The organism is Mesorhizobium sp. M1078, assembly GCF_040318615.1.
Classification (GTDB): Bacteria; Pseudomonadota; Alphaproteobacteria; order Rhizobiales; family Rhizobiaceae; genus Mesorhizobium.
Map to the genome: position 1 here is coordinate 149,753 of NZ_JAMYMP010000002.1, position 24,137 is coordinate 173,889.

Here is a 24,137-nt window from a genome sequence, read left to right on the forward strand (position 1 = left end):
GCAGCAGGTGGTATCCTCCCAAGGACCGGACCGCGCGGGGCGCCAGCAAAAACTGGCGCCCCTTCATTTCAGGAGGGGGAACAACATGAAACTATTCGATCTCAGCGGCGACGTAGCGCTGGTAACAGGCGCCGGCAGCGGCATTGGCCAGGCCATTGCCATCGGGCTCGCCGAAGCCGGCGCCGACATAGCCTGTTTCGGCCACACCTCCAAGGGCGGGCTGGACGAGACGGCGCACAAGATTTCGGCACTTGGCCGCAAGGCGCTGGTGCTGACCGGAACGGTGACGTCGGAGGCCGATCTCGCGTCAGCGATCGAGCGCACCGAGAACGAACTCGGCGCGTTGACCATCGCCGTCAACAATGCCGGCATCGCCGGGGCCGAGCCGGCCGAGACGCTGCCGCTGGAAAAATGGCAGAATATCTACGACGTGAATGTCAGCGGCGTGTTCCTGTCCTGCCAGGCCGAGGCGCGCGCCATGCTGACGCGGCGCAAGGGCTCGATCATCAACATCGCCTCGATGTCGGGCTCGATCGTCAATCGCGGCCTGACCCAGGCGCATTACAATTCGTCGAAGGCGGCGGTCATCCACATGTCGAAAAGCCTCGCAATGGAATGGGCCGATCGCGGCCTGCGCGTCAATGTGGTGAGCCCAGGCTACACGCTGACGCCGATGAACAAGCGGCCGGAGGTCGCCGAACAGATCAAGATCTTCGAACGCGACACGCCCATGGGGCGCATGGCGACGCCGGAAGAAATGGTCGGCCCGACCGTGTTCCTGGCCAGCCGCGCCGCGAGTTACGTCACCGGCATCGACCTGATCGTCGATGGCGGCTTTGTCTGCTGGTAGGAGAAGAAAAGTGCAGAAGCGTTTTGAAGGCAAGACTGCGGTCATCACCGGCGCGAGCGGCGGCATCGGTGCGGCGATGGCGAAGCGCTTTGCCGAAGAAGGTGCCGCGGTCGTGGTCAGCGCCATCGATACCCGCGTCGAGGACGTCGCCGCCAGCCTGAAAGCCGCGGGCGCCAAGGTCGCGTCGATGCGCATGGACGTTACCAGGAAGGATGAGGTCACCGCGCTGTACGACCTCGCCGAGAAGGAATTCGGCCGCGTCGACATTTCGGTGCAGAATGCCGGCGTCATCACCATCGCCCGCATCGAGGCGATGACCGAGGCCGAGTGGGACAAGGTGATGGCGGTCAACACCAAGGGCGTGTTCCTGTGCTGTCAGGAAGCGATCGCCCGCATCCGCAAGCATGGCGATGGCGGCCGGCTGATCAACACGGCGTCGGGCCAGGCGCGGCAGGGTTTCATCTACACGCCGCACTATGCGGCGTCGAAGTTCGGCGTCGTCGGCATCACCCAGAGCCTGGCCAAGGAAGTAGCCAAGGAAAAGATCACCGTCAACGCGATTTGCCCCGGCATTATCGACACCGACATGTGGGCCTATAATGACGCAGCGTGGGGCAAGCTGATGGGTGACTACAAGCCCGGCGAGCTGATGGCCGAATGGGTGAAGAACATCCCGATGGGACGCGCCGGCAGCGGCGAGGACGTGTCCGGCCTGGTCAGCTTTCTCGCCAGCGACGACGCCACCTACATCACCGGCCAAACCATCAATGTGGATGGCGGCCTGATCATGTCGTGAACGTCAGCTCTGGCGGTTGGCAATCGACCAGTCTGAAATTCCGCAGTGCACAGGGCATCAGCCGTTGCGCCGCATGAACGTTGGTATATATAATTTCATCTCATGAAACGGCCTTGGCGGGGATGGGGCTCGCCGGCCGAGACCATGGGACCTTGATGGCTCGCACGTCTGAGAGCGCCGCTGGAGCGGCGATCGATCTGTTGACGATTGCTCACGCAGCAATCCATCCGATGCCATGACGCGGGCCCGCCCGGCATCACATAAACACCAAGTCGAGCAACCATTTCGCCTGCGCAAGTTGCGGCCGCGGCACTGGCTTGGTGCGAACGAGCTTGCGTAACGACCCGCCTTTCCAACACAATCAAGAAAAGACGCAAGAAGGGAACGATCAAGAAATTTCCACATGGTTTGACAGGAGAACAAGCATGTCATTTCGCAGTGTGATTTCGAACCTATCAATGGGAGCCTTGGCGCTTGCCGCCGCAAGTGCGCTTACATCACCGGTCCACGCAGCAGCACCTGAATCCAACGACCCGATCAAGATCGCGCTGTTCGACTGGACCAGCGTCAACCTCAACGCCAAGATCCTTGGCGGTATCCTCGAAAAGCTCGGCTATACCGTCGAATATCCGACCGCCGACTACCTCTCCAGCCTGACCACCGGTCTCACCAATGGCGACCTCGATGTCGGCCTGGAGTTCTGGGACACGACGGCCGGCGAGGCGATGAAGGCTTCAGACGCCACCGGCCAGACCGAGCGGCTGGGCAAGCTCGGGCCGAAGGCCAAGGAGGAATGGTGGTTTCCCGAATATATGAAGGAGAAATGCCCCGGCCTGCCCAATTGGGAAGCGCTGAAGGACCCGAAATGCGCCGAGGCGTTCTCGACGGCGGAGACGGCGCCGAAGGGCCGCTATCTCGGCGGCCCGGTAACCTGGGAGGGTTTTGACGACGAGCGCGTCGAGGCGCTGAAGCTGCCCTTCACCGTCATCCATGCCGGCACCGACGCGGCGATGTTCGCCGAACTGGACTCGGCCTATCAGCGCAAGGCGCCGATCATGCTGTGGATCTATTCGCCGCACTGGGCGCCGGCCAAGTACAAGGGCGAGTGGGTTGAATTCCCGGAGTATACGCCCGAATGCTACACCGATCCGAAATGGGGCACCAACCCGGATGCCAAATACGATTGCGGCAAGCCGCATGGCGAGATCTGGAAATACTCCTGGTCCGGCATGAAGGACAAATGGCCGGTCGCCTACAAGGTGGCCAAGGCCTACACGATCGACACCGATGAGCTCAACAAGATGAGCGGCGAGATCGACCTCGGCGGCAAGACGCCGGAAGACGTCGCGGCCGCCTGGATCGCCGCTCATGAAGCCGACTGGAAAGCCTGGGCGCAGTGATCGCCTGACTGGAAGCCAGACCCGGCCCTGGCGGCCGGGTCTTATCTCCATTTTCCAGAAGGACCATTGGATGACGGAAGCGACTGAACCGCAGGCGGCTGGCACGCCGGAGGATGCGCGGCCGATAAAGCTTGCCTGCCGTAATGTCTGGAAACTGTTCGGATCGAACGCGGCCAGCTTCATCCGCGAGCGTAACGGCAAGGCCAGCATCGACGATGTCGCTGCCGCCGGACTGGTGGGTGCGGTGCGCGCCGTCGATCTCGAAATACGCCAGGGCGAGATCTTCATCATCATGGGGCTGTCCGGCTCCGGCAAGTCGACGCTGGTGCGCTGCATGTCGCGGCTGGTCGAGCCGACCCACGGCAAGGTCGAATTCGAAGGCAACGACCTGCTCAAGATTTCCGATGCGGCGCTGATCGAACTGCGGCGTCATCGCATGGGTATGGTGTTCCAGAATTTTGCGCTGCTGCCGCATCTTAACGTGCTCGACAACATTGCCTTTCCCCTGAGCATCCAGGGCCAGGACCGACCGACGCGCGAAACGAGAGCGCGGGAGGTGATCGATCTCGTGGGCTTACGCGGCCGCGAGCATTTCTATCCGCGCGAACTCTCCGGCGGCCAGCAGCAGCGCGTCGGCATTGCCCGCAGCCTCGCGACCAAGCCGGAGATCTGGTTCCTCGACGAGCCGTTCTCGGCGCTCGACCCGCTGATCCGCCGCGAGATGCAGGACGAACTGATGCGGCTGCAGACCATGCTGCACAAGACCATCGTCTTCATCACCCATGATTTCGACGAGGCGATAAGGCTTGCCGACCGCATCGCCATCATGAAGGATGGAGAGGTCATCCAGACCGGCACGCCGGAACAGCTGGTTGTCAACCCGGCGACCGACTATGTCGCCGAATTCACCCGCGATGTCGACCGCGCCAAGGTGATTTCGGCGCGCAGCCTGATGCGTGCCTGCGATGGCGCCGAGCACGGCGGCACGGTTTTGCCCGACGCCAAGATCGCCAGCTTCTCGGCCAGCATTGTCGCGTCGGGTAAGCCCTTCGCCGTGGTCAACGGCAGCGGCAGGCCGATCGGCGAGGTGACGCCGCAATCGGTGATCGAGTTGCTGGCCGGTATCGAGCATACGAGAGCCGGCGCATGACGGTGACGGCAAGCGCCAGCCAAACGAGGCCACCGGTTCAGCGCTGGCTGCTGGTCTGGGCGCTGGCGCTGGCCGCCGTGCTGGTGGTGTTTCTGCTGCAGGACAGACTGCCCTGGGCCGTCAACTATCCGGCCGATGCGGTCGTTCCCGTCGCCGACTGGGTCAGTGCGCTGATGCGCTGGATCAAGCCGAACTTGTCCTGGCTGACCCGCTCGATCACCGCGGTGCTCGGCGTTCCCCTCGATTTCGCGCTCGACCTGCTGGCCAAGAATTTCAAGATTGGTCACGGCGCCGATGCCTATTTCCTGCCGCGCCTGTCCTGGATCGGCGTCTGCGTAGCCGCCTTCATCGCCGGGCACGCCGTGGGCGGTAGAAAACTCGGCATGCTGGTCGGCGGCTGCTTCCTCTACACCGCGCTGTTCGGCCAATGGACCAGCGCCATGCTGACACTGGCACTGATTTCCATCGCGGTGCCGTTCTGCATCGTCACCGGCCTGTTCGCCGGCATCTGGGCGTGGCGCAAGCCATGGGCCGAGCGGCTGATCATCTCACCTGCCCTCGATTTGATGCAGACCATCCCGACCTTCGCCTATCTCATCCCGATGCTGCTCCTGTTCGGCAACAGCCCGGTCTCGGCGATGATCGCCACCGCCATCTTCGCCACGCCGCCGATGGTGCGGGCGACGATGCTCGGCCTGTCGCGGGTGCCGTCAGAGATCGACGATTTCTCAGAGATGGCCGGCTGCACGGCGCGGCAGAAATTGTGGCGCGTGCTGCTGCCGTCGGCGCGGCCGACACTGATGATCGGCGTCAACCAGGTGATCATGCTGGCGCTGAACATGGTGATCATCGCCTCGATGATCGGCGCCGGCGGCCTCGGCTACGACGTGCTGCTGGCGCTGCGTGCGCTGAAGGTCGGCGAAGCGATGGAAGCCGGGCTCGCCATTGTGGCGCTCGCCATCGCGCTCGACCGGCTCAGCCAGGCGATCGCGCATAAGCAGGCAAAAGGCCACGTTCAACGGCAGGCGAACCAGAGCGTTTGGCGGCGCTATCCCAATCTGTCGCAGGCCATCGCCATCCTGGTCGTGACGACGCTGCTCGGCCTGTTCGTACCGGCCTTCGCGGCGGTGCCGAAGGCGATCACCTTCACCACTGCGCCACTGTGGAAGGCGGCGGTGAGCTGGGTGACGATCAACTTCTTCGACGTGATCGAAGCGTTTCGCGTGGCGCTCATCCTCAATGTACTGAACCCGCTGCGCGCCTTCTGCGAAGGCTTTCCGTGGCTCGGCGCGGTGGCCCTGCTCGGCCTCGCCGGCTACCAGTTCGGTGGCCTGCGTCTCGCCGCCTTCGTCGCCGCGCTGACCGCCTTCTGCGCCGTCACCGGCCTGTGGGAAAAGACCATGGCGACGGTTTATCTCTGCGGCATCTCGGCCTTCATCGCTTGCCTGATCGGCATCCCGATTGGCCTGATGGCCGCGCGCAGCGACCGCTTCGAAAAGATCGTCACGCCCATCATCGACACGCTGCAGGTGCTGCCGTCCTTCTGCTTCATCATTCCTGTGGTGATGCTGTTCCGGGTCGGCGACGTCACCGCCATGATCGCCACGGTCGCCTTCGCCGTGGTGCCGGCGATCCGCTACACCAATCACGGCATCCGGCAAGTGCCACCGGCGCTGATCGAGGCGGCGAAGGTTTCCGGCTGCACGCCGCGCCAGACCTTCTTTCGGGTACAATTGCCACTGGCGCTTCCCGAAATCATGCTGGGCGTCAACCAGACGATCCTGATGGCGCTGGCGATGATCATCATCTGCGCCATGGTCGGCACACGCGACCTCGGCCAGGAAGTCTTCATCGCGCTGTCCAAGGCCGATTCCGGACGCGGCATTGTCGCGGGTCTCGCCATCGCTTTCATCGGCATCGTCGCAGACCGGCTGTTCAATGCCTGGACGGCGAAGGCGCGGGCAAGACTAGGATAATTGTTGAATGTCCAATCCCGGCGAACCGCCTTTTGCCGTACTCGTCTTCGACATGGCCAAGACCGGCGAGCCGGACGGGGAGCACGTAGTTTCGGGGTTTGAGACGCTGGAGGCGGCGACGTCCTACGCCATTGCGCGGGTTCGCGCCTCGGTGGAGGAGTTGCGCAAGCCCGGCATCGCCACTGCTGAGCTTCGCCAGCTCTGGCAGCTCTATGGCGAAGACTGTTCGGTGCTGAACGCCGGAGTGCGCGGCAGCGATCTACTCGACGATTTCATTGCGACGCCGGCGACGCCAGCCGAGTGCAACTGGCAGGCGCTGGCGCCCAGGCTGCGCCGCTTCCGCGCCTCGCTGCTGATCTCCAACGGCAACAACGAATCCGTCTGGGCGGGCGGCTTCTTTCGCTCGATCTACAGGCTGACGCGAGACGGCCTCCTCGAGCGCTTTGGCGACGACGCCATTGCCGCCTTCAAAGCCAAGGGGATCGAGCCGGCGGAGCCGACGAAGCTCATGGTCGCCAATTACTTCGAGCTTCCCGACCCGCCCTACCCGCCGCCAGGCTTGACGCTGCGATCCTGGAAGGTCGAGGTCGGTTTTGTCTGCCACGACGTGAAGTTCGGTGGCGACGCCGCCGGAATCTTCGCCTGGCCGCAAGAGCCGACCGACTGGGCGCTCAGAACCATGCAGTTCCTGCTGATGGCCGACATGATGGCCATGCGCGGCGATGGCCCCGACTGGGCCAATGACTGCGAGATACTAACCGCCAAAGTGACCGAGACGGAGGCGCCTCCCGACTATCCGCTGGATTGAAGTGATGATCATCACCTGCCCCGTGGCCGGCACACGCGATCTCGGCCAGGAAGTGTTCATCGCACGGTCCAGGGTCGCGGCATTTTCGGGGGCTGGTAATAGCATGCCATCGACATCATCGCGGTCGGTCTTCGACCCCTGAGCCGCGAAAGCTCAAGCACGGCTCGGATAGAACGGTTTCGCCTCTTCTGGAGTTCGCCTCTTCTGGAAATGGCAGGCCGCGCTCCAGCTCTTGACTTTGACGCATTTTCGCGCGGAAAGCTGCTTCATCCTCGACCAGCCTGAGCTTGCTGCCGAATGCCCGATCAGCGCGAACCGCCTTTTACTGTCGTCGTCTTCGACATGGCCATGACCGGCGAGCATGTGGTTTCGGGGTTTGAGACGTTGGATGCGGCTACGTCCTACGCGATTGCTCGGGTTCGCGCCTCGGTGGAAGAGCTGCGCAAGCCCGGCATCGCAGCAGCCGAGCTCCGGCGGCACTGGCATATCCATGGTGAGGATTGCACGGTGCTGAACGCCAATGTGCGCGGCAGCGATCTGCTTGACGATTTCATCGCGACGCCGGGGACACCGGCCGAATGCGACTGGCGGGCGCTGGCGCCACGACTGCGCCGTTTCTACGCCGCTGTGAACGTCTTCAACAACGATGGCAAATCTATCCGGGTCAGCGGCTTTTTCCGCGCGACCTACCGGTTATGGCACGCTGGCCTGCTCGCACGATTTGGCGACGACGCCATCGCCTCCTTCAAAGCCAAAGGCATCACGCCGGCAGTGCCGACGAGAGTCTCGGTCGACCATCACTTCGAGCAGCCCGATCCGCCGCGCCCGCCGCCCAGCGATATCAGGCCGTTGCTGTCGTGGAAGGTGGAGATCGATTTCGGCTGCACCGATGTGAGGTTCGGCGCCAAAACCGACGGCGTCTTCGCCTGGCCCGAGGAGCCGACCGGCCGGGCACTCAACGACATGACACATCTGCTGATGGCTGACAGGCTGTCTATGTACGGCACCGGCCCGGAGGGCGCCTATTATAGCGAATTGGTGTGGGTCAAGGTGACGGAGACCGATGCGGCTCCCGACTACCCTCTGAATTGAAACCGGGCCGGTGCCGGCGCATTGTTTTGCATCACGCCGACCTATTCCGCCGCGACGCCCTTTACCTGAAGATAGCTTTCCATCGAGTCGTCCAGCGCCTGCAGCCAGGGCGTATGGTGCAATGGCGCCATGGTGCCGGTCATCAGCGAGCGGTAGGCGTGGTCGCGAAAGCTCATAATGTCTTCCGCCTTGTGGTGCTCCCATTCCATGAAGGTTTGGTTGACCGCCTCGACATCGAAACCGGGATAGTCGGTCTGGTCCATCAATTCCTTGGTGTAGTCGCCCTGGAACCAGATCATCTGCTCGGCGTCTTCCAGCGTCTCTTCGCGTGCCCGCCACTTGGCGCCGTGCTCGGCCATCGCCTGTACCGACGGCAGCTTGATGCGGCCCATGATGACGTCACGGGCGAACCAAGCCTGGGCGTCGAACATGTTGAAAGTGTAGAACTGGTCCTGCATGCCGATATAGGACAGTTTCGGGTTCTTCTCCCACACGACGCCCTCATAGAGCCCGTCCGGCCACATGCGATTGGCGGTCTTCAGTTTCAGCTCTTCCGTAAGGAACGGGAAGGAATGCAGATAGCCGGTGCACAGGATGATGGCGTCGACATCTTTTGTGGTGCCGTCCTTGAAGTGCGCCGTCTTGCCGACGACCTTCTGCAGCAGCGGCACTTCCTTCCAGTTCTCCGGCCATTTGAACCCCATCGGCTTGGAGCGGTAGCTGGAGGTGATCGATCTGGCGCCGTATTTGTAGCATTGCGAGCCGATGTCCTCGGCAGAATAGGAGCGGCCGATGATCAGTATGTCCTTGCCCTTGAACTCCATGGCGTCGCGAAAATCATGGCTGTGCAGGATACGGCCGTTGAAGGTCGAAAAGCCTTCGAAATAGGGAACGTTGGGAACCGAGAAATGCCCGGAAGCGACGACGACATTGTCGAACTCTTCGGAGTAGGTGACGTCGTTGGTGCGGTCATGCGCGGTGACAGTGAATTTCCTGCTCTCGTCCGAGAAGGTGACCATGCGCACCGGGCTGTTGAAGCGCACCCATTTGCGCAGGCCTGATTTCTCGACGCGACCCTTGATGTAATCCCACAAAACGGCGCGCGGCGGGTAGGATCCGATCGGGCGGCCGAAATGCTCCTCGAACGTATAGTCGGCGAATTCCAGGCATTCCTTCGGTCCGTTCGACCAGAGGTAGCGGTACATCGAGCCGTGGACGGGGTCGCCATGCTCGTCGAGGCCGGTGCGCCAGGTGTAGTTCCACAGGCCGCCCCAGTCCGACTGCTTTTCGAAGCAGACGATTTCGGGGATCTCGGCGCCCTTGTCGGCAGCCGACTTGAAGGCCCTGAGCTGGGCCAGACCGGATGGCCCCGCTCCAATGACGGCAACGCGCGTTTTCATGGCAGGCCTCCCGGTGTCATTCGATTTTTGGAATTGCTCTTACGAAACAAATTTCACTCACAGGACAGTAATTGCCTCTTGGATGCTGTCAACAGGCCTTGTGGAGAAACCGCGTTTCGCCCCAGCGGATTTCCGGAAAAACGGATGACGGCGTAAATCCTGTTCGGACACCATTCGACTTAAGGGGCTTGCTGCGCGGTTGCGTTTCTGTATCGGCACCGAATATGTTCACCTGGAGTGAAATAATCAGGGGGATTCGGAGGCGAGATGGCGAAGACAAGTTCCGACTCCAAGACTGCTTCGACAAGGGCAAAGCCACCGGCAAAGGCCTCCGTGGACGGAAAAACCATCCGCGCGCCGCTGACGCAGAACCCGCATGCCATTCGCGACACCCGCGAAAAAGTGCTGGAGGTGGCGATCGGGCGCGAGGTGCGCGCCTTCCGCAAGAAGCTCGGCATCACCGTCGCCGATCTCGCCGTCGCCACCGATATTTCGCTGGGCATGCTGTCGAAGATCGAGAACGGCATCACCTCGCCGTCGCTGACCACACTGCAGGCGCTGTCGAGGGCGCTCGGCGTTCCCGTCACCGCCTTCTTCCGCCGATTCGAGGAAGAGCGCAGCGCCGTCTTTGTCAAGGCCGGCGAAGGGCTAGATGTCGAACGCCGCGGCACCCGCGCCGGCCATCAATACAATCTGCTCGGCCATATCGGCTCCAACACCAGCGGCGTCGTCGTCGAGCCGTATCTGATTACGCTGACCGAGGATTCGGATGTGTTCCCGACCTTCCAGCATGAGGGCATGGAATTCCTCTATATGCTGGAGGGCGAGGTGGTGTACCGGCACGGCAGCAACCTCTATCCGATGAAGCCGGGCGACAGCCTGTTCTTCGACGCCGACGCGCCGCACGGGCCGGAGCAACTGACGAAACTTCCGATGCGGTATCTGTCGATTATTTGCTATCCGCAGAGCGCGGGGTAGTCGGACCGCCGCAGCCCCCTCACCCGGATTGCCAAGGCCGAATTGCAAGAGCAATTCGGGGCAATCCGACCTCTCCCCGAGGGGAGAGGAGTCTGGCGTCGGCGCTGGCGATCTCTTCTCCGCTCGGGGAGAAGGTGGCCGCGCAGCGGCCGGATGAGGGGGCCTTTAGTCCGGCCCGAACCCCGGTGACGTCGCACTGCCATCATCCAGCTTCGACAGCCATTCCACCAATGTCGGCCGATACCGCGTCAGGCCCTTGTAGGTGGCCAGCTCTTCCGGCAAATCCCGGATCACCCGGTGCAGTCGCCTTGCCCATTTCGGCTGTGTCACCAGTTCGTCCATCTTGATGAGATAGCAGCGGATCGGGAAGACGATGCCGTTCGAGCGCGGCAGCCGCCAGAAGCTTTGCAGTTCGACGCGCAGATGCACCTTGTCGGCGACATTTTCGGGCGTTACCGTCGCGCGGTCCGGGCCCCATTTGTGGTAATTCTCCGGACTGGTGTCGAGGCGCGGGTTTATGGTCATCGTCCAGTTCAGCCGCCGCGCCGGCTTGCCCTGCTGGATGTTGGTGAGGAACTTCAGCGCCCTGACGAAAATGCCCTTTTCATGCGCCAACGGCACCGGCGCGTGCCATTCGAAGAAATTCATGCCGATGTCGAAATCGAGCGACCAGTCGGCCTGAGTGGTGACCATGCCGGCGTCCATCCAAAGATTGCCGTCGCGCTGATCGAGAATGCAGAAATCACCCTGGCTCTGGCGGGTGATGTACTCCATCGGCCCGTAAGGCAGTGTCGAGGTGTCGCCGAAGGTGAAGGTGTCGTCGATGCCGAGCGGCCGGTTGATCCAGCGCCAGCGGTCGCCGTCGCGGGTCAGGGTGAAATGCTCGGGATAGCCAAGTGCCTGTTGCTCCATCAAAAGTTCGAGCAGGTCCCAGCCGGCCAGCGTCATATGCGGCAGCGACTGGCAGCGCAGCGGATCGTCGGCCAGCACCAGTGCACGGTCCTGCATCTCGGCGACATAGTGCTCGTCGACGTCGATCAGGTTTTCCAGAACGCTGCCCTTGGGGCCAACCACATGCGGCTCGATGTTGACCGCATACATGTAGGCGTCTTCGTGGAACGGGAACGGAAACCGCCTGATGTGTTCCGGGCTGTTCCTGAAGGTGAAATCGTCGCGAAACGTTTCCTTGCGAAAGGTGATGCCCAAGCTGGCCTCCTATCTTTCCAGGACCAGCGACTTGCCTTCGAAGCGCGACACGCACGGCATGATCTTGCAGCCGGAACGATGGTCTTCCTCGCTGAGCCAGTGGTCGTTGTGGATGAACTTGCCGTCATACGAGACGACGTTGGTCTCGCACTGGCCGCAGACACCGCCGCGGCAGAGATAGGGCGGATCGACGCCGGCGGCCTCGATCGCTTCGAGCAGGCTCTGCTGCTCGCCGACGCGGATGGTCTTGCCGCTGACGGCAAGTGTGACGTCGAACGGCAGGCCGGGCTGGGGTGCCGCGAAATGCTCGTAGTGCACGGTCTCCGCCGGCCAGCCGAGAGCCGCAGCGCGCTCGCGCACCCAGTTGATCATGCCGGCCGGGCCGCAGACATAGAGATGGGTGCCGAGCGGCTGCGAGGACAAGAGACGGTCGAGTTCGATGCGCTCGTCGCGGTCGTCGTGATAGGGCCGGACGCGACGGCCATAGCGCTCCTGCAGCACATCGGCATAGGTGCCGAGCGAGGCGGTGCGGCAGGTGTAGTGCAGCTCGAAATTGCCGCCGGACCCGGCGAGCTGCGCGGTCTGCGCCATGAACGGCGTGATCCCGATGCCGCCGGCAAGCATCAGATGCTTCTTTGCCCTGAGGTCGAGCGAGAACAGATTGACGGGGTAGCTGACCACCATCTCCAGGCCAGGCTTGACGCTCCGGTGCATGAACAACGAGCCGCCGCGGCCGACATCGTCGCGGCGCACCGAGATGGTGTATTCGCGGGTGTCGAGCGGCGATCCCATCAGCGAATAGGGATTGAGCCTTGTGCGGTCGCCATCGCGCATCTCGACCACGACATGGGCGCCGCCGGAAAAGGTCGGCAAAAGCTCACCGTCACGGCGGCGGAAATGGAAGCGCGTCACCAGTTCGTTGACCGGGACGACGTCGCTGACGACGACATCGAGCTTGGTGGTGCCGGTGCTCATGGGAAGACCTCCTCTATGGGAGGGATCTCCGAGCGATCCTCGGCATTTATGCAGACGCCCTGGAATGCTGCCAGCCGTCGCGAATAATGATCGCGCACCAGAAGCAGCAGGCCGCAATGCGCGCAGGTGGCCGGCTGCGTCGTCACATTTTCGGTGATGCCTTTGCAATGCACGCACTGCATGCGCCGCGCCAATGAGCCGCGATGCTCGGTCTGCATGGACGTATGATCGATGCCGGCTTCGAGCGCCACCTGCATGGCCTGGCCGATCAGCCCTTCGGTGCCGGCGAGATAGAGGCGCAGGCCCATATGCGCGTTGGCAAGCGTCTGCTTCAGCCGGGGCAGCAGGCTGGCGAAGGTTGGCGCGACATGAAATTGCGCGGACTTCAGTGCCTCAAGAGCGGCAACGTGCTTGCCGTCGGCCCCGGGAATGAAGACGATTTCGGCGCCGTCGAAGAAGCCGGGGGGCGCCGTCCTTGCCATATCGACGATCGCCAGCGCGCCTTCCGCATCCGCCACGAAAAGATGATGCTTGCCGGGCTGCGGGGACAGGGTTCCGTAAATGGGCCGGCTGATGATCGTTTTGGCTGCCATTCTCTACTTCGTACCTCGAAACCCCTCGCTGTCGATTGTGCCTCAGCCTTTCGCCGTGCGCTTGGTCTTTTTGGGATCGTCGAAGGGCAGAGGCTGCGCCGTCGCCCTGATCGAACCGCTCTTGTTGCGGATCTCGAGCTTGGTGTCCTTGACCGCGCAGTCGACGTCGAGGCGGGCGATGCCCATCGATTTCTCGACCAGCGGCGAATACATGGCGCAGGTGACCACGCCCACCTTTTTGCCGTCGCGATAGACCGGCGCGCCCTCATCCGCGGGTTGCTTGCCGTCGAGCAGCACGCCGTAGATCTTGAAGCGCTCCTTGCCCTTGAGGCGGTAATGCTCTTCGGCGCCGCGAAAGCCGGTCTTGCCGGGGCTGACGGTGAAGTCGAGGCCGAGCTCCCACAGCGTGTCGCCGGGGCCTTCGTTCTCGAACGGATATTTCTGCGAGTTGTCATAGGGATAAAACAGCAAATAACTTTCGACGCGCAGCATATCGAGCGTGGTGAAGCGGCACGGAATGATGCCGGCGCTCTTGCCCTCGTCGAGGATCCTGTCCCAGATCGTGCCGGCGTCCTGGCCGCGGCAGAATATCTCGTAGCCGCGCTCGCCGGTATAGCCGGTGCGCGAGATCATGACGGGAAAGCCGAACAGCTGCGTCTGCATATGATGGAAATAGTTGAGGTCGCGAATGCCCGGCACATGCTTTGAGAGATAGTCGACCGCGGTCGGTCCCTGCAGCGACAGGTCGTGCAGATTGTCGTCGAAGCGCAGCGATACGTCGCGGCCGACGGAAGCGCGCTGCAATTCCTCATGGCCGGTGCCGGAGCCGTGCACCACCATCCAGGCGTTCGGCCCGGTGCGGTAGAGGATGCAGTCGTCGGTGAATTTTCCGGCCTCGTTCAGCATGCAGGCATAGGCCGACTTGCCGGGATAGATCTTCTCCACGTCGCGCGTCGTTGCCAGGTCGATGAGGTGTGAGGCGTGCGGCCCGGTGATGTGAACCTTCTTCAGGCCCGACACATCCATCAGCCCGGCCCTGGTGCGGATGGCGGTGTATTCCTCGTCGGCGTCCTTGTCGTAGGTCCAGGCGGTGCCCATGCCGCTCCAGTCTTCGAGCTTCGAGCCTAACGCGCGATGGCGATCCGCCAGGGTCGAAAATCTCCAGGATGCCGTCATCCGCAAATCCTCCGTTCGAAAATTCTATTGTGTTCCCGGCTCCCTGCGCGAGGCGGGAGCATTTGGTCGAATATTGATCGCAAACGTCCTGATGCCGCAATACCCGGAAGCAAATAATTTCATTGTCAGGCAAAATTCGCGGCTGGGGACAAACGGTTAACCCAACGTAAAATCGGCTTGACAATTGCTGGATTCGGCCCGAATTTATGAAAAAAATTTCACTCTGTTGAAAGAGGGCAGCGGGCGGCCAATTCGGGGTCGGGCGCTGGAAAAGGGGAAACCGATGTCAGACCTGCAGCAGCGCATCGAAGCGCTGTACCGTTCCGACCTGCGCGGATCCGCGCTCCTGATCATCTGCCTTTGGGCGACGATCCTCTTCGTGCTTGTCATGACATGGCCCTACATCCCGGACACCGGGATCAAGATCGTCGTCGCTATCGCTGCCGCCGCCGTGCTGATCTTTAATACGGCCGCCATCCTGGCGATGGTCAATCACTACAAGGAAGACAAGGACTTCATCTACGGTCTCGACATCAAGAACGCCGACGCGGCCCGCAACCGCAAGTCCTGAAAACAGAACGTCCTGAGGGGTAGAAGTCATGTCGCGCTACACGCCGCCGGAACAAGGCAAGGCCGGGCAGATTTTCGATATCGTGGTCGTCGTGGTCGCCATTTTCGTGGCGCTGTGGCTGCCATTGAAACTCGGCCTGGCGGGTGCGGCGAAATCCATCGACGCGCTCGATGCCAAAACCTGGGAAGCGTTGGGACAGAACCCGACCATGGCCTCGATCTGGGAAAAGCTCGGCTATACGCCGGAGACCGCGCACGACATCATCCAGAACCGCTTCCACTACATCATCGACTGGCCGACGCTGATCATCATGGCGGCGGTGCTGATCGGCTATTTCGTCTTCCTGTTCCGCGCCTCCGACCGCGAATATCGCGACGTCATCAACGAAAAGTTCGACGACAAGTAACGCCAGAGATTTTGGGGAAGCACGCTCATGTGGGTCGCACTCTCTTACGCATCGTGGGGCATCTCGGTCGTGCTTGCGCTGTGGATGCTCTACGACTGGTTCAAGATCGACACGACCTATTCCGAGGAGGTGCTGACTTCCTCGCGCGAAGGCGAGCTTGAAGCCGCTTCCGAAAAACACCGGATCTGAGTGGGGATTGAACAATGACGATCACGCTTGAACCGGCAATACACGGCGACAGGGTTTCACTGCTACGCGTGCTCGGCCCGGCCCATGTCTGGGCGCTTGGCGTCGGCATCGTGCTGGTCGGCGAATTCACCGGCTGGAATTTCTCGGCCGACAAGGGCGGCGCACTGGCGGCGCTGATCGTCTGCTGGGTGGTCGGGCTCTTGTATACTTCGGTCGCCATGATCGACTCCGAGGTGACATCGACGGTTGCCGCCGCCGGCGGCCAATACGCGCAGGCCAAGCACATTGTCGGGCCGCTGATGGCCTTCAACGTCGCGCTGTTCCTGGTCTTTGCCTACACCATGCTGGAGGTTTCGGACGCCATCCTGCTCGGCGACACCATCGTCGCCAAGGCCGGCGTCGAAGGGCTCACCCACAACTCCTTCATTGCCGCCACCATCGTCGTGCTGGCATGGCTGAACTATCGCGGCGTGCTGATGACGCTCAACGTCAACTTCGTCATCACGGCGATAGCCTATGTCTCGATCGTTATCCTGTTCTTCTCGGTCAGCCCCTGGACGCAGGGTGCTGTGCTGAAGCTCAACGAACTGGTCACCCCCGGCAATGCGCTGCCCTATGGCTGGATCGGCGTCATCGCGGCCTTCCAGTTCGGCATCTGGTACTATCTCGGCATCGAAGGCACCACGCAGGCCGCCGAGGAAGTGCGCTCGCCGGCGCGTTCGCTGCCTTACGGCACCATGGCCGGCATGATCACGCTTTTGATCGCCGCCGCCATGACCTGGTATGTCTGCGCCTCGCTGATGCCCTGGGAGTACCTCGGTATCACCTATTATCCCTTGTGGGACGCCGGCAAGCTGACCGGCAGCCCGCTGCTGGAAAACCTGTTGTTCGTCGCCACGCTGCTCGCGGCACTGGCGTCGGCCAATGGCTGTATCAACGATGCGGCCCGCGCGTGGTTCTCGCTTGGACGCGACCGCTATCTGCCGACATGGTTCTCGGCCGTGCACCCGAAATACCGCACGCCCTATCGCTCGATCCTGTTCCTGTTGCCGATCGCGCTCGCCTTCGCCTTCATCGCCGACCTCAACCAGGCGATCACCTTCTCAATCCTGTCGGGCGTGCTGCAATACACCTTCATGAGCATAAACATCATGATGTTCCGCAAAAAGTGGCCGCTGGGCACGATCCGCCGCGGCTATACGCACCCGTTCCACCCGATCCCGGCGATCGTGCTGTTTTGCCTCTGCGTGGTGACCTTCTTTGCGATCTTCCTCGGCTACGGCACGCAGCTGATCGCCATGGTCGCCTTCTACTTCCTGATCTCGCTGTGGTTCCACTTCTACCGTTACCGCTATGTGCGCCGCGGCGACCAGTTCACCATGCCGTGGCCGAAGCCGCAGGGCTATTGACAGGAGAGGGCCTGCCGGTCTGGGCGGGCATGGCGTGACGAGGTGTCTGACGTGACGACAGCATTGCTGGCCGGGGCGGTCGCCGTGGCTCTCGTCCTGCACCTCGCCTGGCATACGCGCGCCAGCCGCAAAAAGGCCAAGGCTGATCTTGCAGCCGAGGCAGCCAGCATCCGGACCGTCATCACAGATGCCGTTGATGTCTCCGATGGCACAGCCGGCGTTGTCACCTGGGCCGGCACATGGAACGGACAGCGCGTGCAGCTGCGCACCATCGTCGACACGCTGGCAACGCGAAAGCTGCCGGCGCGATGGTTGAGTGTCACGATCACAGAGCCGGTTGCGGTGCCGGCGACCTTCGACATGATGATGCGGCCGGGCTCGCCGACGACCTTCTCCAATTTCGATCATCTTCAGCATACGCTGCCGAAGGCTCCGGGATTTCCGGCTGAAGCCGTGCTGCGAACCGACCTCAGGGCGGCGCGCTTTCCGCAGAACCTGATCGCCAGCCATCTCGACATCTTTGCCGAAGGCCGCGCCAAGGAACTCTTGATCACCCCGAACGGCGTGCGCATCGTCTGGCTGCTGGCCGAGGCCGAGCGGGCGCGCTACGGCGTGTTCCGGCAGGCCGCATTCGGCGGCGCAAGGCTGGATCCAACGCTGGTCGAGAGACTGCTGACCTCGGCCTCAGTGCTGCGCGATGCCATCAACCGACAGGAAAGGCAGGTCGCATGAGCGCACCCGCACCGACAAACCCGTATCTGGTGCTCGGCGCTGCCATCGTCTTACCGGCCAGCGGCCACGTCATTCTGGGCGTGCCCGTGCGCGGCCTGCAGTTCCTGTTCTTCATGGTGATCCTCGCCTGGGTGACGGCCAAGATCGCGCCGGCCGATGCCAGCTTCGTCGGCCGCCACGCCGGCGGCTTCCTGATCTATGCGCTGTCGATCCTCGATGCCTACAGAATAGCCCGCATCCGCACCGCCACATGGATTCACAGCGCCCGCGACGGCGGCGATAGTTCACAAGGCCGCATCGAGCCGGATACGTAACTACAGGAATATTTTTTTCATACGATTGAATTCGCACGACGCATTCGATACATCATCGTCTAGTGGTAACGTCGGGAGGCTGACATGTGTGGAATCGTCGGACTTTTTCTGAAAGACAAGTCGCTTGAGCCGCAGCTCGGCTCGATGCTGTCGCAGATGCTGATATCGCTCAGCGATCGCGGCCCCGACAGCGCCGGCATTGCCATCTATGGCGCGCCTTCCAGGAATGAAGCCAAGATCACCATCCAGTCCGCGAAGCCCGAGCGCGATTTCCGCGGCCTCGACGCCGAACTCGCGAAGGCCATCGGCGCGCCGGTGAGCATAGCGGTGAAGTCCACCCATGCAGTGTTGAGAACCGCGCCCGACAAGGTCGATGCCGCGCGCGAAGCGCTGCAGTCAATCCGCCCCGACGTGCGCATCATGGGCGCCGGCGAAGCGGTGGAAATCTACAAGGAAGTCGGTCTGCCGGAAGCGGTCGTCGACCGCTTCGACGTCCGCTCGATGACCGGCACGCATGGCATCGGCCATACCCGCATGGCGACGGAATCGGCCGTCACCACTATGGGCGCGCATCCGTTCTCGACCGGCGCCGACCAGTGCCTGGTGCACAATGGCTCGCTGTCCAACCACAACAATGTGCGGCGTGAGCTGGTGCGGGAGGGCATGAAATTCGAGACCGAGAACGACACCGAGGTCGCCGCCGCCTATCTCTCCTCGCAGATGGCGCATGGCAAGAACCTCGGCGAGGCGCTGGAAGGCACGCTGTCCGACCTCGACGGCTTCTTCACCTTCGTCGTCGGCACCAAGAACGGTTTCGGCGTGGTGCGCGATCCGATCGCCTGCAAGCCCGCCGTCATGGCCGAGACCGACCAGTATGTCGCCTTTGGCTCGGAATATCGGGCGCTGACCAAGCTGCCCGGCATAGACAATGCGAGGGTCTGGGAGCCGGAACCCGCAACCGTCTATTTCTGGGAGCATTGAGCCCATGCCGGCAACCAAACTTTCGAAGGCGGCGCAAGACCAGGCGTCCCGGGTCTTCGATCTTGATGTGTCGTCGCTGCGCGAGCTCAACCAGGCGCTTCACAATCTGACGCCCGGCTCCAACGAAACGGCGTGGGAAGTGCTGCACCCGAAGGGCAGCCATTCGGTTGCGGTCGGCGTCGACCAGCCTGTCAGCATCGATGTGCGCGGCAGCGTCGGCTACTACTGCGCCGGGATGAATGACGGCGCTGCCATCACCGTGCACGGCTCGGCCGGACCTGGCGTCGGCGAAAACATGATGTCGGGCTCGATCGTCATCAAGGGCGACGCCAGCCAGTATGCCGGCGCCACCGGCAAGGGCGGGCTGCTCGTCATCGAGGGCAACGCCTCGTCGCGCTGCGGCATCTCGATGAAGGGCATCGACATCGTCGTGCACGGCAATATCGGCCACATGTCGGCCTTCATGGCGCAGTCCGGCAATCTGGTGGTGCTGGGCGATGCCGGCGACGCACTTGGCGATTCCATCTACGAAGCGCGGCTGTTCGTGCGCGGCAAGGTCGAAAGCCTGGGCGCCGACTGCATCGCCAAGGAGATGCGGCCCGAGCATATCGAACTGCTGCAGGGACTGCTCGACCGCGCCGGCGTCACCGGCGTCAAGCCGTCGGAATTCAAGCGCTACGGCTCGGCGCGCACGCTCTACAATTTCAATATCGACAACGCCGACGCGTATTGAGGCAGCATGACCTACAAGAACCCGCCGACGACGCCGCGCAAATCCGCGACCTTCGACGACTACACGCTTTCCGAAATCCGCCGCGCCGCGGCGACCGGCATCTATGACATCAGGGGCGCCGGGGCCAAGCGCAAGCTGCCGCATTTCGACGATCTGCTGTTCCTCGGCGCCTCGATCTCGCGCTATCCGCTGGAAGGCTATCGCGAGCGGTGCGACACGTCGGTGGTGCTGGGCTCGCGCTATGCCAAGAAGCCGATCGAGCTGAAAATCCCGATCACCGTTGCCGGCATGAGCTTCGGGTCGCTGTCCGGCCCGGCCAAGGAAGCGCTCGGCCGTGGCGCCACACTCTCAGGCACGTCGACCACCACCGGCGACGGCGGCATGACCGAGGAAGAGCGCGGCCATTCCAAGCAACTGGTCTACCAGTACCTGCCGTCGCGCTACGGCATGAACCCCAGGGATTTGCGCCGCGCCGACGCCATCGAAGTGGTCGTTGGCCAGGGCGCCAAGCCGGGCGGTGGCGGCATGCTGCTTGGCCAGAAAATCTCCGATCGCGTTGCCGAAATGCGCACGCTGCCGAAAGGCATCGACCAGCGTTCGGCCTCGCGCCATCCCGACTGGACCGGGCCGGACGATCTCGAGATCAAGATCCTCGAACTACGCGAGATCACCGACTGGGAAAAGCCGATCTACGTCAAGGTCGGTGGCGCCCGCCCCTATTATGACACTGCACTTGCGGTGAAGGCCGGCGCCGATGTCGTCGTCGTCGACGGCATGCAGGGCGGCACGGCGGCGACGCAGGAAGTGTTCATCGAAAATGTCGGCCAGCCGACGCTTGCCTGTATCAGGCCGGCGGTGCAGGCGCTGCAGGATCTCGGCATGCACCGCAAGGTGCAGCTGATCGTGTCCGGCGGCATCCGCAATGGCGCCGACGTCGCCAAGGCGCTGGCGCTCGGCGTGGACGCGGTGTCGATCGGCACGGCAGCGCTGGTCGCACTCGGCGACAATGATCCGCGCTGGGAAGCGGAGTACAATGCGCTCGGCACCACCGCCGGGGCCTATGACGACTGGCACGAGGGCCGCGACCCCGCGGGCATCACCACGCAGGACCCCGAACTGATGAAGCGGGTTGATCCGGTCGCCGCGGGACGGCGTCTCGCGAACTACCTCAAGGTGATGACGCTGGAGGCGCAGACCATTGCGCGTGCCTGCGGCAAGAACAGCCTGCACAATCTCGAGCCCGAGGATCTCGTAGCCCTCACCATCGAAGCCGCCGCCATGGCCGGCGTGCCGCTGGCCGGCACCAACTGGATACCGGGGAAAAACGGCTTCTAAAAACACATCAAAATAAGCGAGGAACTATAATGGGGAACGATCTCGCCGCATTCGCCAAAGAGAACGGCGTCAAATATTTCATGATTTCCTACACCGACCTGTTCGGCGGCCAGCGCGCCAAGCTGGTGCCGGCGCAGGCGATCGCCGACATGCAGAAGGACGGCGCCGGCTTCGCCGGTTTCGCCACTTGGCTCGACCTGACGCCGGCGCATCCTGATATGCTGGCGGTGCCGGATCCGGATTCGGTGATCCAGCTGCCGTGGAAGCCCGATGTCGCCTGGGTCGCCGCCAACTGCATCATGGACGACAAGGAAGTCGAGCAGGCGCCGCGCAACACGCTGCGCCGGCTGATCGCGGAAGCCGCCACTGACGGCATGCATGTCAAGACTGGCGTCGAGGCAGAGTTCTTCCTGATCTCGCCGGACGGCAGCGTCATCTCCGACAAATACGACACGGCTTCAAAACCCTGCTACGACCAGCAAGCGGTGATGCGCCGCTACGATGTCATCGCCGAGATTTGCGACCACATGTTGGCGCTGGGCTGGAGCCCCTACCAGAACGACCATGAGGACGCCAACGGCCAGTTCGAGATGAACTGGGCCTTCGACGATGTGCTCGCCACCGCCGACAAGCACTCCTTCTTCAAGTTCATGGTCAAGTCGGTGGCCGAGAAACACGGCCTGCGCGCGACCTTCATGCCAAAGCCTTTCCAGGGCCTGACCGGCAATGGCTGCCACGCCCATATTTCGGTCTGGGACAAGGCCGGCAAGGTCAACGTCTTTGCCGATAACGCGATGGAACTCGGCCTGTCGGCCAAGGGCAAGAATTTCCTCGGCGGCATCATGAAACATGCCTCGGCGCTGGCCGCCATCACCAACCCGACGGTGAACTCCTACAAACGCATCAACGCGCCGCGCACCATTTCGGGCGCCACCTGGGCGCCGAACACGGTGACCTGGACCGGAAACAACCGCACCCACATGGTGCGCGTGCCCGGCCCCGGCCGCTTCGAGCTGCGGTTGCCGGACGGCGCCGCAAACCCTTATCTGCTGCAGGCCGTCATCATTGCCGCCGGTCTCGACGGCATCCGCTCCAAGGCCGATCCCGGCAAGCGCTACGACATCGACATGTACCAGAACGGCCACACGGTGAAAGGCGCGCCGAAGCTGCCGCTCAATCTGCTCGACGCGCTTCGCGAATACGACAAGGACAAATCGCTCAAGGCGGCGCTGGGTGAGGAATTCTCGTCGGCTTATCTAAAGCTGAAGCACCAGGAATGGAATTCCTATGCTTCGCACTTCACGCAATGGGAGCGCGACCACACGCTGGACATATAATCGTCCCCGCTGTGCGAGCGACCTCGGAATGACCTGATGAAATATTCGATCTTCTCGCTCGCCCGTGCTGCCCTTTCCGGCCACAAGAATTGGCAGCGCACCTGGCGCGATGCGGCGCCCAAGGACCACTACGATGTGGTGATCATCGGCGGCGGCGGCCATGGGCTCGCCACCGCCTGGTTCCTCGCCAGCGAGTTCGGCATCAGAAACGTCGCCGTGCTGGAAAAGGGCTGGATCGGCTCCGGCAATGCCGGCCGCAACACCACCATCATCCGTTCCAATTACGGCCTGCCCGGCAATACCGGCTTCTACGAGCTTTCGATGAAGCTTTGGGAGCGGATGGAGCAGGACCTCAACTATAACGCCATGGTCAGCCAGCGCGGCGTCCTCAACCTCTATCATTCCGATGCGCAGCGCGACGCTTATGCGCGGCGCGGCAACACCATGCGCATCAATGGCATCGATGCCGAACTGCTCGACCAGGCAGCGCTGAAGAAGATGCTGCCGTTCCTGAATTTCGACCATGCGCGCTTTCCCGTGCAGGGCGGCCTCCTGCAGCGCCGCGGCGGCACCGCGCGGCATGACGCGGTGGTCTGGGGCTATGCCCATGCGGCGAGCGAACTCGGCGTCGACATCATCCAGAACTGCGAGGTCACCGGCTTTGTCCGGGACGGCAACGGCAAGGTGACTGGCGTCGAGACGTCGCGCGGCAAGATCGGCGCCGGCAAGGTCGGCATGGCAGTCGCCGGGTCATCGTCGCGTGTCGCAGCGATGGCGGGCATGCGCCTGCCGATCGAAAGCCATGTGCTGCAAGCTTTCGTCTCGGAGGCGATCAAGCCGCTCATTCCTGGCGTCATGACCTTCGGCGCCGGGCATTTCTATGTCAGCCAGTCCGACAAGGGCGGGCTGGTCTTCGGCGGCGACATCGACGGCTATAATTCCTACGCCCAGCGCGGCAATCTGCCTGTCATGGAAGATGTCTGCGAGGGCGGCATGGCGCTGATCCCGATGATCGGCCGCGTGCGGCTTCTGCGCCAGTGGGGCGGCATCATGGACATGTCGATGGATGGCTCGCCGATCATCGACAAGACGCCGGTCGACGGGCTCTACCTCAATGCCGGCTGGTGCTATGGCGGCTTCAAGGCGACGCCGGGGTCGGGCTTGGTCTTTGCCCATCTGCTGGCGCGTGACGAAACGCACAAGGAGGCGGCTCGTTTCCGCCTCGACCGCTTCCGGACTGGCGCCATGATCGACGAAAAGGGCCAGGGCGCCCAACCGAACCTGCACTGAGGCTGGCGAGATGCGTATTGTCTGTCCCTTCTGCGGCGAACGCGAACTCGGCGAGTTCAGCTATCTCGGCGACGCCAAGCCGGCGCGGCCGGCGGCGGGTGCCGGCGAGGATGCTGTCTACGACTACGTCTATCTGCGCGACAATGTCGCCGGCGTGGTGGCTGAGAACTGGTATCACGGCGGTGGCTGCCGGGCCTGGCTGAAGGTCACCCGCAACACGCTGACGCACGAGATCTCGGCGGTGGAGCCGGCGGCGGGCGCCGGGGCGAGGCAGGTGGCGAAATGAGCTATCCTGTCGAAATCGTAGCCGTCGCGAAAAGCGCCAGCCCCCTACCTCCCCCTTGTGGGGAGGTCGGACCGCAGGTCCGGGTGGGGGTCGGTGCCGCACCCCCACCCCGCTGCTGCGCAGCGACCCTCCCCACAAGGGGGAGGGTGAAGAG

Annotated in this window: 25 protein-coding genes; 20 read left to right on the forward strand and 5 right to left on the reverse strand. The window is 62.8% G+C overall.

The annotated features are described in order from the left end of the window. Positions 1-85 precede the first annotated feature (85 nt). From NKH38_RS04900 to NKH38_RS04930, 7 genes are all read left to right on the forward strand, one after another. On the forward strand, positions 86-850 hold the full coding sequence (locus NKH38_RS04900; RefSeq protein ID WP_023752581.1) for an SDR family oxidoreductase: 765 nt from the start codon (positions 86-88) through the stop codon (positions 848-850). After that, on the forward strand, positions 828-1,646 hold the full coding sequence (locus tag NKH38_RS04905) for a glucose 1-dehydrogenase (RefSeq protein ID WP_050586867.1): 819 nt from the start codon (positions 828-830) through the stop codon (positions 1,644-1,646). The genes NKH38_RS04900 and NKH38_RS04905 overlap by 23 nt, the downstream gene beginning before the upstream one ends. Positions 1,647-2,071: 425 nt before the next feature. Beyond that, positions 2,072-3,046 carry an ABC transporter substrate-binding protein gene (locus NKH38_RS04910; RefSeq protein ID WP_023709181.1) on the forward strand — a complete coding sequence of 325 codons (975 nt, stop codon included), beginning with the start codon at positions 2,072-2,074 and terminating at the stop codon, positions 3,044-3,046. 70 nt (positions 3,047-3,116) lie between these two features. Beyond that, positions 3,117-4,196 carry a quaternary amine ABC transporter ATP-binding protein gene (locus tag NKH38_RS04915; RefSeq protein WP_023825995.1) on the forward strand — a complete coding sequence of 360 codons (1,080 nt, stop codon included), beginning with the start codon at positions 3,117-3,119 and terminating at the stop codon, positions 4,194-4,196. Continuing rightward, complete coding sequence (locus NKH38_RS04920) at positions 4,193-6,172, forward strand: ABC transporter permease (RefSeq protein WP_023834836.1); 1,980 nt, start codon at positions 4,193-4,195, stop codon at positions 6,170-6,172. The genes NKH38_RS04915 and NKH38_RS04920 overlap by 4 nt, the downstream gene beginning before the upstream one ends. A 7-nt stretch (positions 6,173-6,179) precedes the next feature. After that, the gene (locus tag NKH38_RS04925) at positions 6,180-6,980 is read left to right on the forward strand and encodes a hypothetical protein (protein ID WP_023825993.1); all 801 of its coding nucleotides are present in this window, start codon (positions 6,180-6,182) and stop codon (positions 6,978-6,980) included. Positions 6,981-7,277: 297 nt separating this feature from the next. Further along, positions 7,278-8,072, forward strand: a complete 795-nt coding sequence (locus tag NKH38_RS04930; RefSeq protein WP_352760882.1) for a hypothetical protein — start codon at positions 7,278-7,280, stop codon at positions 8,070-8,072. Between the two features lie 41 nt (positions 8,073-8,113). On the opposite strand, the gene NKH38_RS04935 is transcribed toward NKH38_RS04930, so the two are convergent. Next, positions 8,114-9,472, reverse strand: coding sequence for a trimethylamine monooxygenase (locus tag NKH38_RS04935; RefSeq protein WP_023819016.1), 1,359 nt, complete (start codon positions 9,470-9,472; stop codon positions 8,114-8,116). A gap of 267 nt (positions 9,473-9,739) precedes the next feature. Between NKH38_RS04935 and NKH38_RS04940 the strand changes: the two genes are divergently transcribed. Continuing rightward, positions 9,740-10,450: a helix-turn-helix domain-containing protein gene (locus NKH38_RS04940; RefSeq protein WP_023687066.1), complete on the forward strand. Its 711-nt coding sequence runs from the start codon at positions 9,740-9,742 to the stop codon at positions 10,448-10,450. Positions 10,451-10,615: 165 nt separating this feature from the next. On the opposite strand, the gene NKH38_RS04945 is transcribed toward NKH38_RS04940, so the two are convergent. From NKH38_RS04945 to NKH38_RS04960, 4 genes are read right to left on the reverse strand one after another with little or no spacing between them, the layout of a single operon-like run. Continuing rightward, positions 10,616-11,656 (reverse strand): heme-dependent oxidative N-demethylase family protein, encoded by a 1,041-nt coding sequence (locus NKH38_RS04945; protein WP_023735617.1) that lies wholly within the window; start codon positions 11,654-11,656, stop codon positions 10,616-10,618. A gap of 9 nt (positions 11,657-11,665) precedes the next feature. Beyond that, on the reverse strand, positions 11,666-12,631 hold the full coding sequence (locus NKH38_RS04950; RefSeq protein ID WP_352760887.1) for a PDR/VanB family oxidoreductase: 966 nt from the start codon (positions 12,629-12,631) through the stop codon (positions 11,666-11,668). Then, entirely contained in the window at positions 12,628-13,224 is a 597-nt protein-coding gene (locus NKH38_RS04955; RefSeq protein WP_023668542.1) for a dimethylamine monooxygenase subunit DmmA family protein, read from the reverse strand. The genes NKH38_RS04950 and NKH38_RS04955 overlap by 4 nt, the downstream gene beginning before the upstream one ends. Before the next feature lie 42 nt (positions 13,225-13,266). Continuing rightward, complete coding sequence (locus NKH38_RS04960) at positions 13,267-14,400, reverse strand: aminomethyl transferase family protein (RefSeq protein ID WP_023668543.1); 1,134 nt, start codon at positions 14,398-14,400, stop codon at positions 13,267-13,269. A 184-nt stretch (positions 14,401-14,584) separates the two neighbouring features. Between NKH38_RS04960 and NKH38_RS04965 the strand changes: the two genes are divergently transcribed. From NKH38_RS04965 to NKH38_RS05020, 12 genes are all read left to right on the forward strand, one after another. After that, positions 14,585-14,971: a hypothetical protein gene (locus NKH38_RS04965; protein WP_245261080.1), complete on the forward strand. Its 387-nt coding sequence runs from the start codon at positions 14,585-14,587 to the stop codon at positions 14,969-14,971. Between the two features lie 28 nt (positions 14,972-14,999). Then, on the forward strand, positions 15,000-15,377 hold the full coding sequence (locus NKH38_RS04970) for a hypothetical protein (protein ID WP_023668545.1): 378 nt from the start codon (positions 15,000-15,002) through the stop codon (positions 15,375-15,377). 27 nt (positions 15,378-15,404) lie between these two features. Further along, on the forward strand, positions 15,405-15,566 hold the full coding sequence (locus NKH38_RS04975) for a hypothetical protein (protein ID WP_023668546.1): 162 nt from the start codon (positions 15,405-15,407) through the stop codon (positions 15,564-15,566). 14 nt (positions 15,567-15,580) lie between these two features. Beyond that, entirely contained in the window at positions 15,581-16,975 is a 1,395-nt protein-coding gene (locus NKH38_RS04980) for an APC family permease (protein WP_023668547.1), read from the forward strand. Positions 16,976-17,017: 42 nt separating this feature from the next. Next, positions 17,018-17,707, forward strand: coding sequence for a hypothetical protein (locus NKH38_RS04985; protein ID WP_023704841.1), 690 nt, complete (start codon positions 17,018-17,020; stop codon positions 17,705-17,707). Then, positions 17,704-18,021, forward strand: a complete 318-nt coding sequence (locus tag NKH38_RS04990) for a hypothetical protein (protein ID WP_023668549.1) — start codon at positions 17,704-17,706, stop codon at positions 18,019-18,021. The genes NKH38_RS04985 and NKH38_RS04990 overlap by 4 nt, the downstream gene beginning before the upstream one ends. Positions 18,022-18,105: 84 nt before the next feature. Further along, complete coding sequence (locus tag NKH38_RS04995; protein WP_023668550.1) at positions 18,106-19,002, forward strand: class II glutamine amidotransferase; 897 nt, start codon at positions 18,106-18,108, stop codon at positions 19,000-19,002. Between the two features lie 4 nt (positions 19,003-19,006). Next, positions 19,007-19,735: a GltB/FmdC/FwdC-like GXGXG domain-containing protein gene (locus NKH38_RS05000; RefSeq protein ID WP_023668551.1), complete on the forward strand. Its 729-nt coding sequence runs from the start codon at positions 19,007-19,009 to the stop codon at positions 19,733-19,735. A gap of 6 nt (positions 19,736-19,741) precedes the next feature. Continuing rightward, positions 19,742-21,070, forward strand: coding sequence for an FMN-binding glutamate synthase family protein (locus tag NKH38_RS05005; protein ID WP_023668552.1), 1,329 nt, complete (start codon positions 19,742-19,744; stop codon positions 21,068-21,070). A gap of 29 nt (positions 21,071-21,099) precedes the next feature. Continuing rightward, complete coding sequence (gene glnT / locus NKH38_RS05010) at positions 21,100-22,407, forward strand: type III glutamate--ammonia ligase (RefSeq protein WP_023668553.1); 1,308 nt, start codon at positions 21,100-21,102, stop codon at positions 22,405-22,407. 36 nt (positions 22,408-22,443) lie between these two features. Further along, the gene (locus tag NKH38_RS05015; RefSeq protein ID WP_352500547.1) at positions 22,444-23,697 is read left to right on the forward strand and encodes a sarcosine oxidase subunit beta family protein; all 1,254 of its coding nucleotides are present in this window, start codon (positions 22,444-22,446) and stop codon (positions 23,695-23,697) included. A gap of 10 nt (positions 23,698-23,707) precedes the next feature. After that, positions 23,708-23,983, forward strand: coding sequence for a sarcosine oxidase subunit delta (locus NKH38_RS05020; RefSeq protein ID WP_352760900.1), 276 nt, complete (start codon positions 23,708-23,710; stop codon positions 23,981-23,983). Positions 23,984-24,137 lie beyond the last annotated feature (154 nt).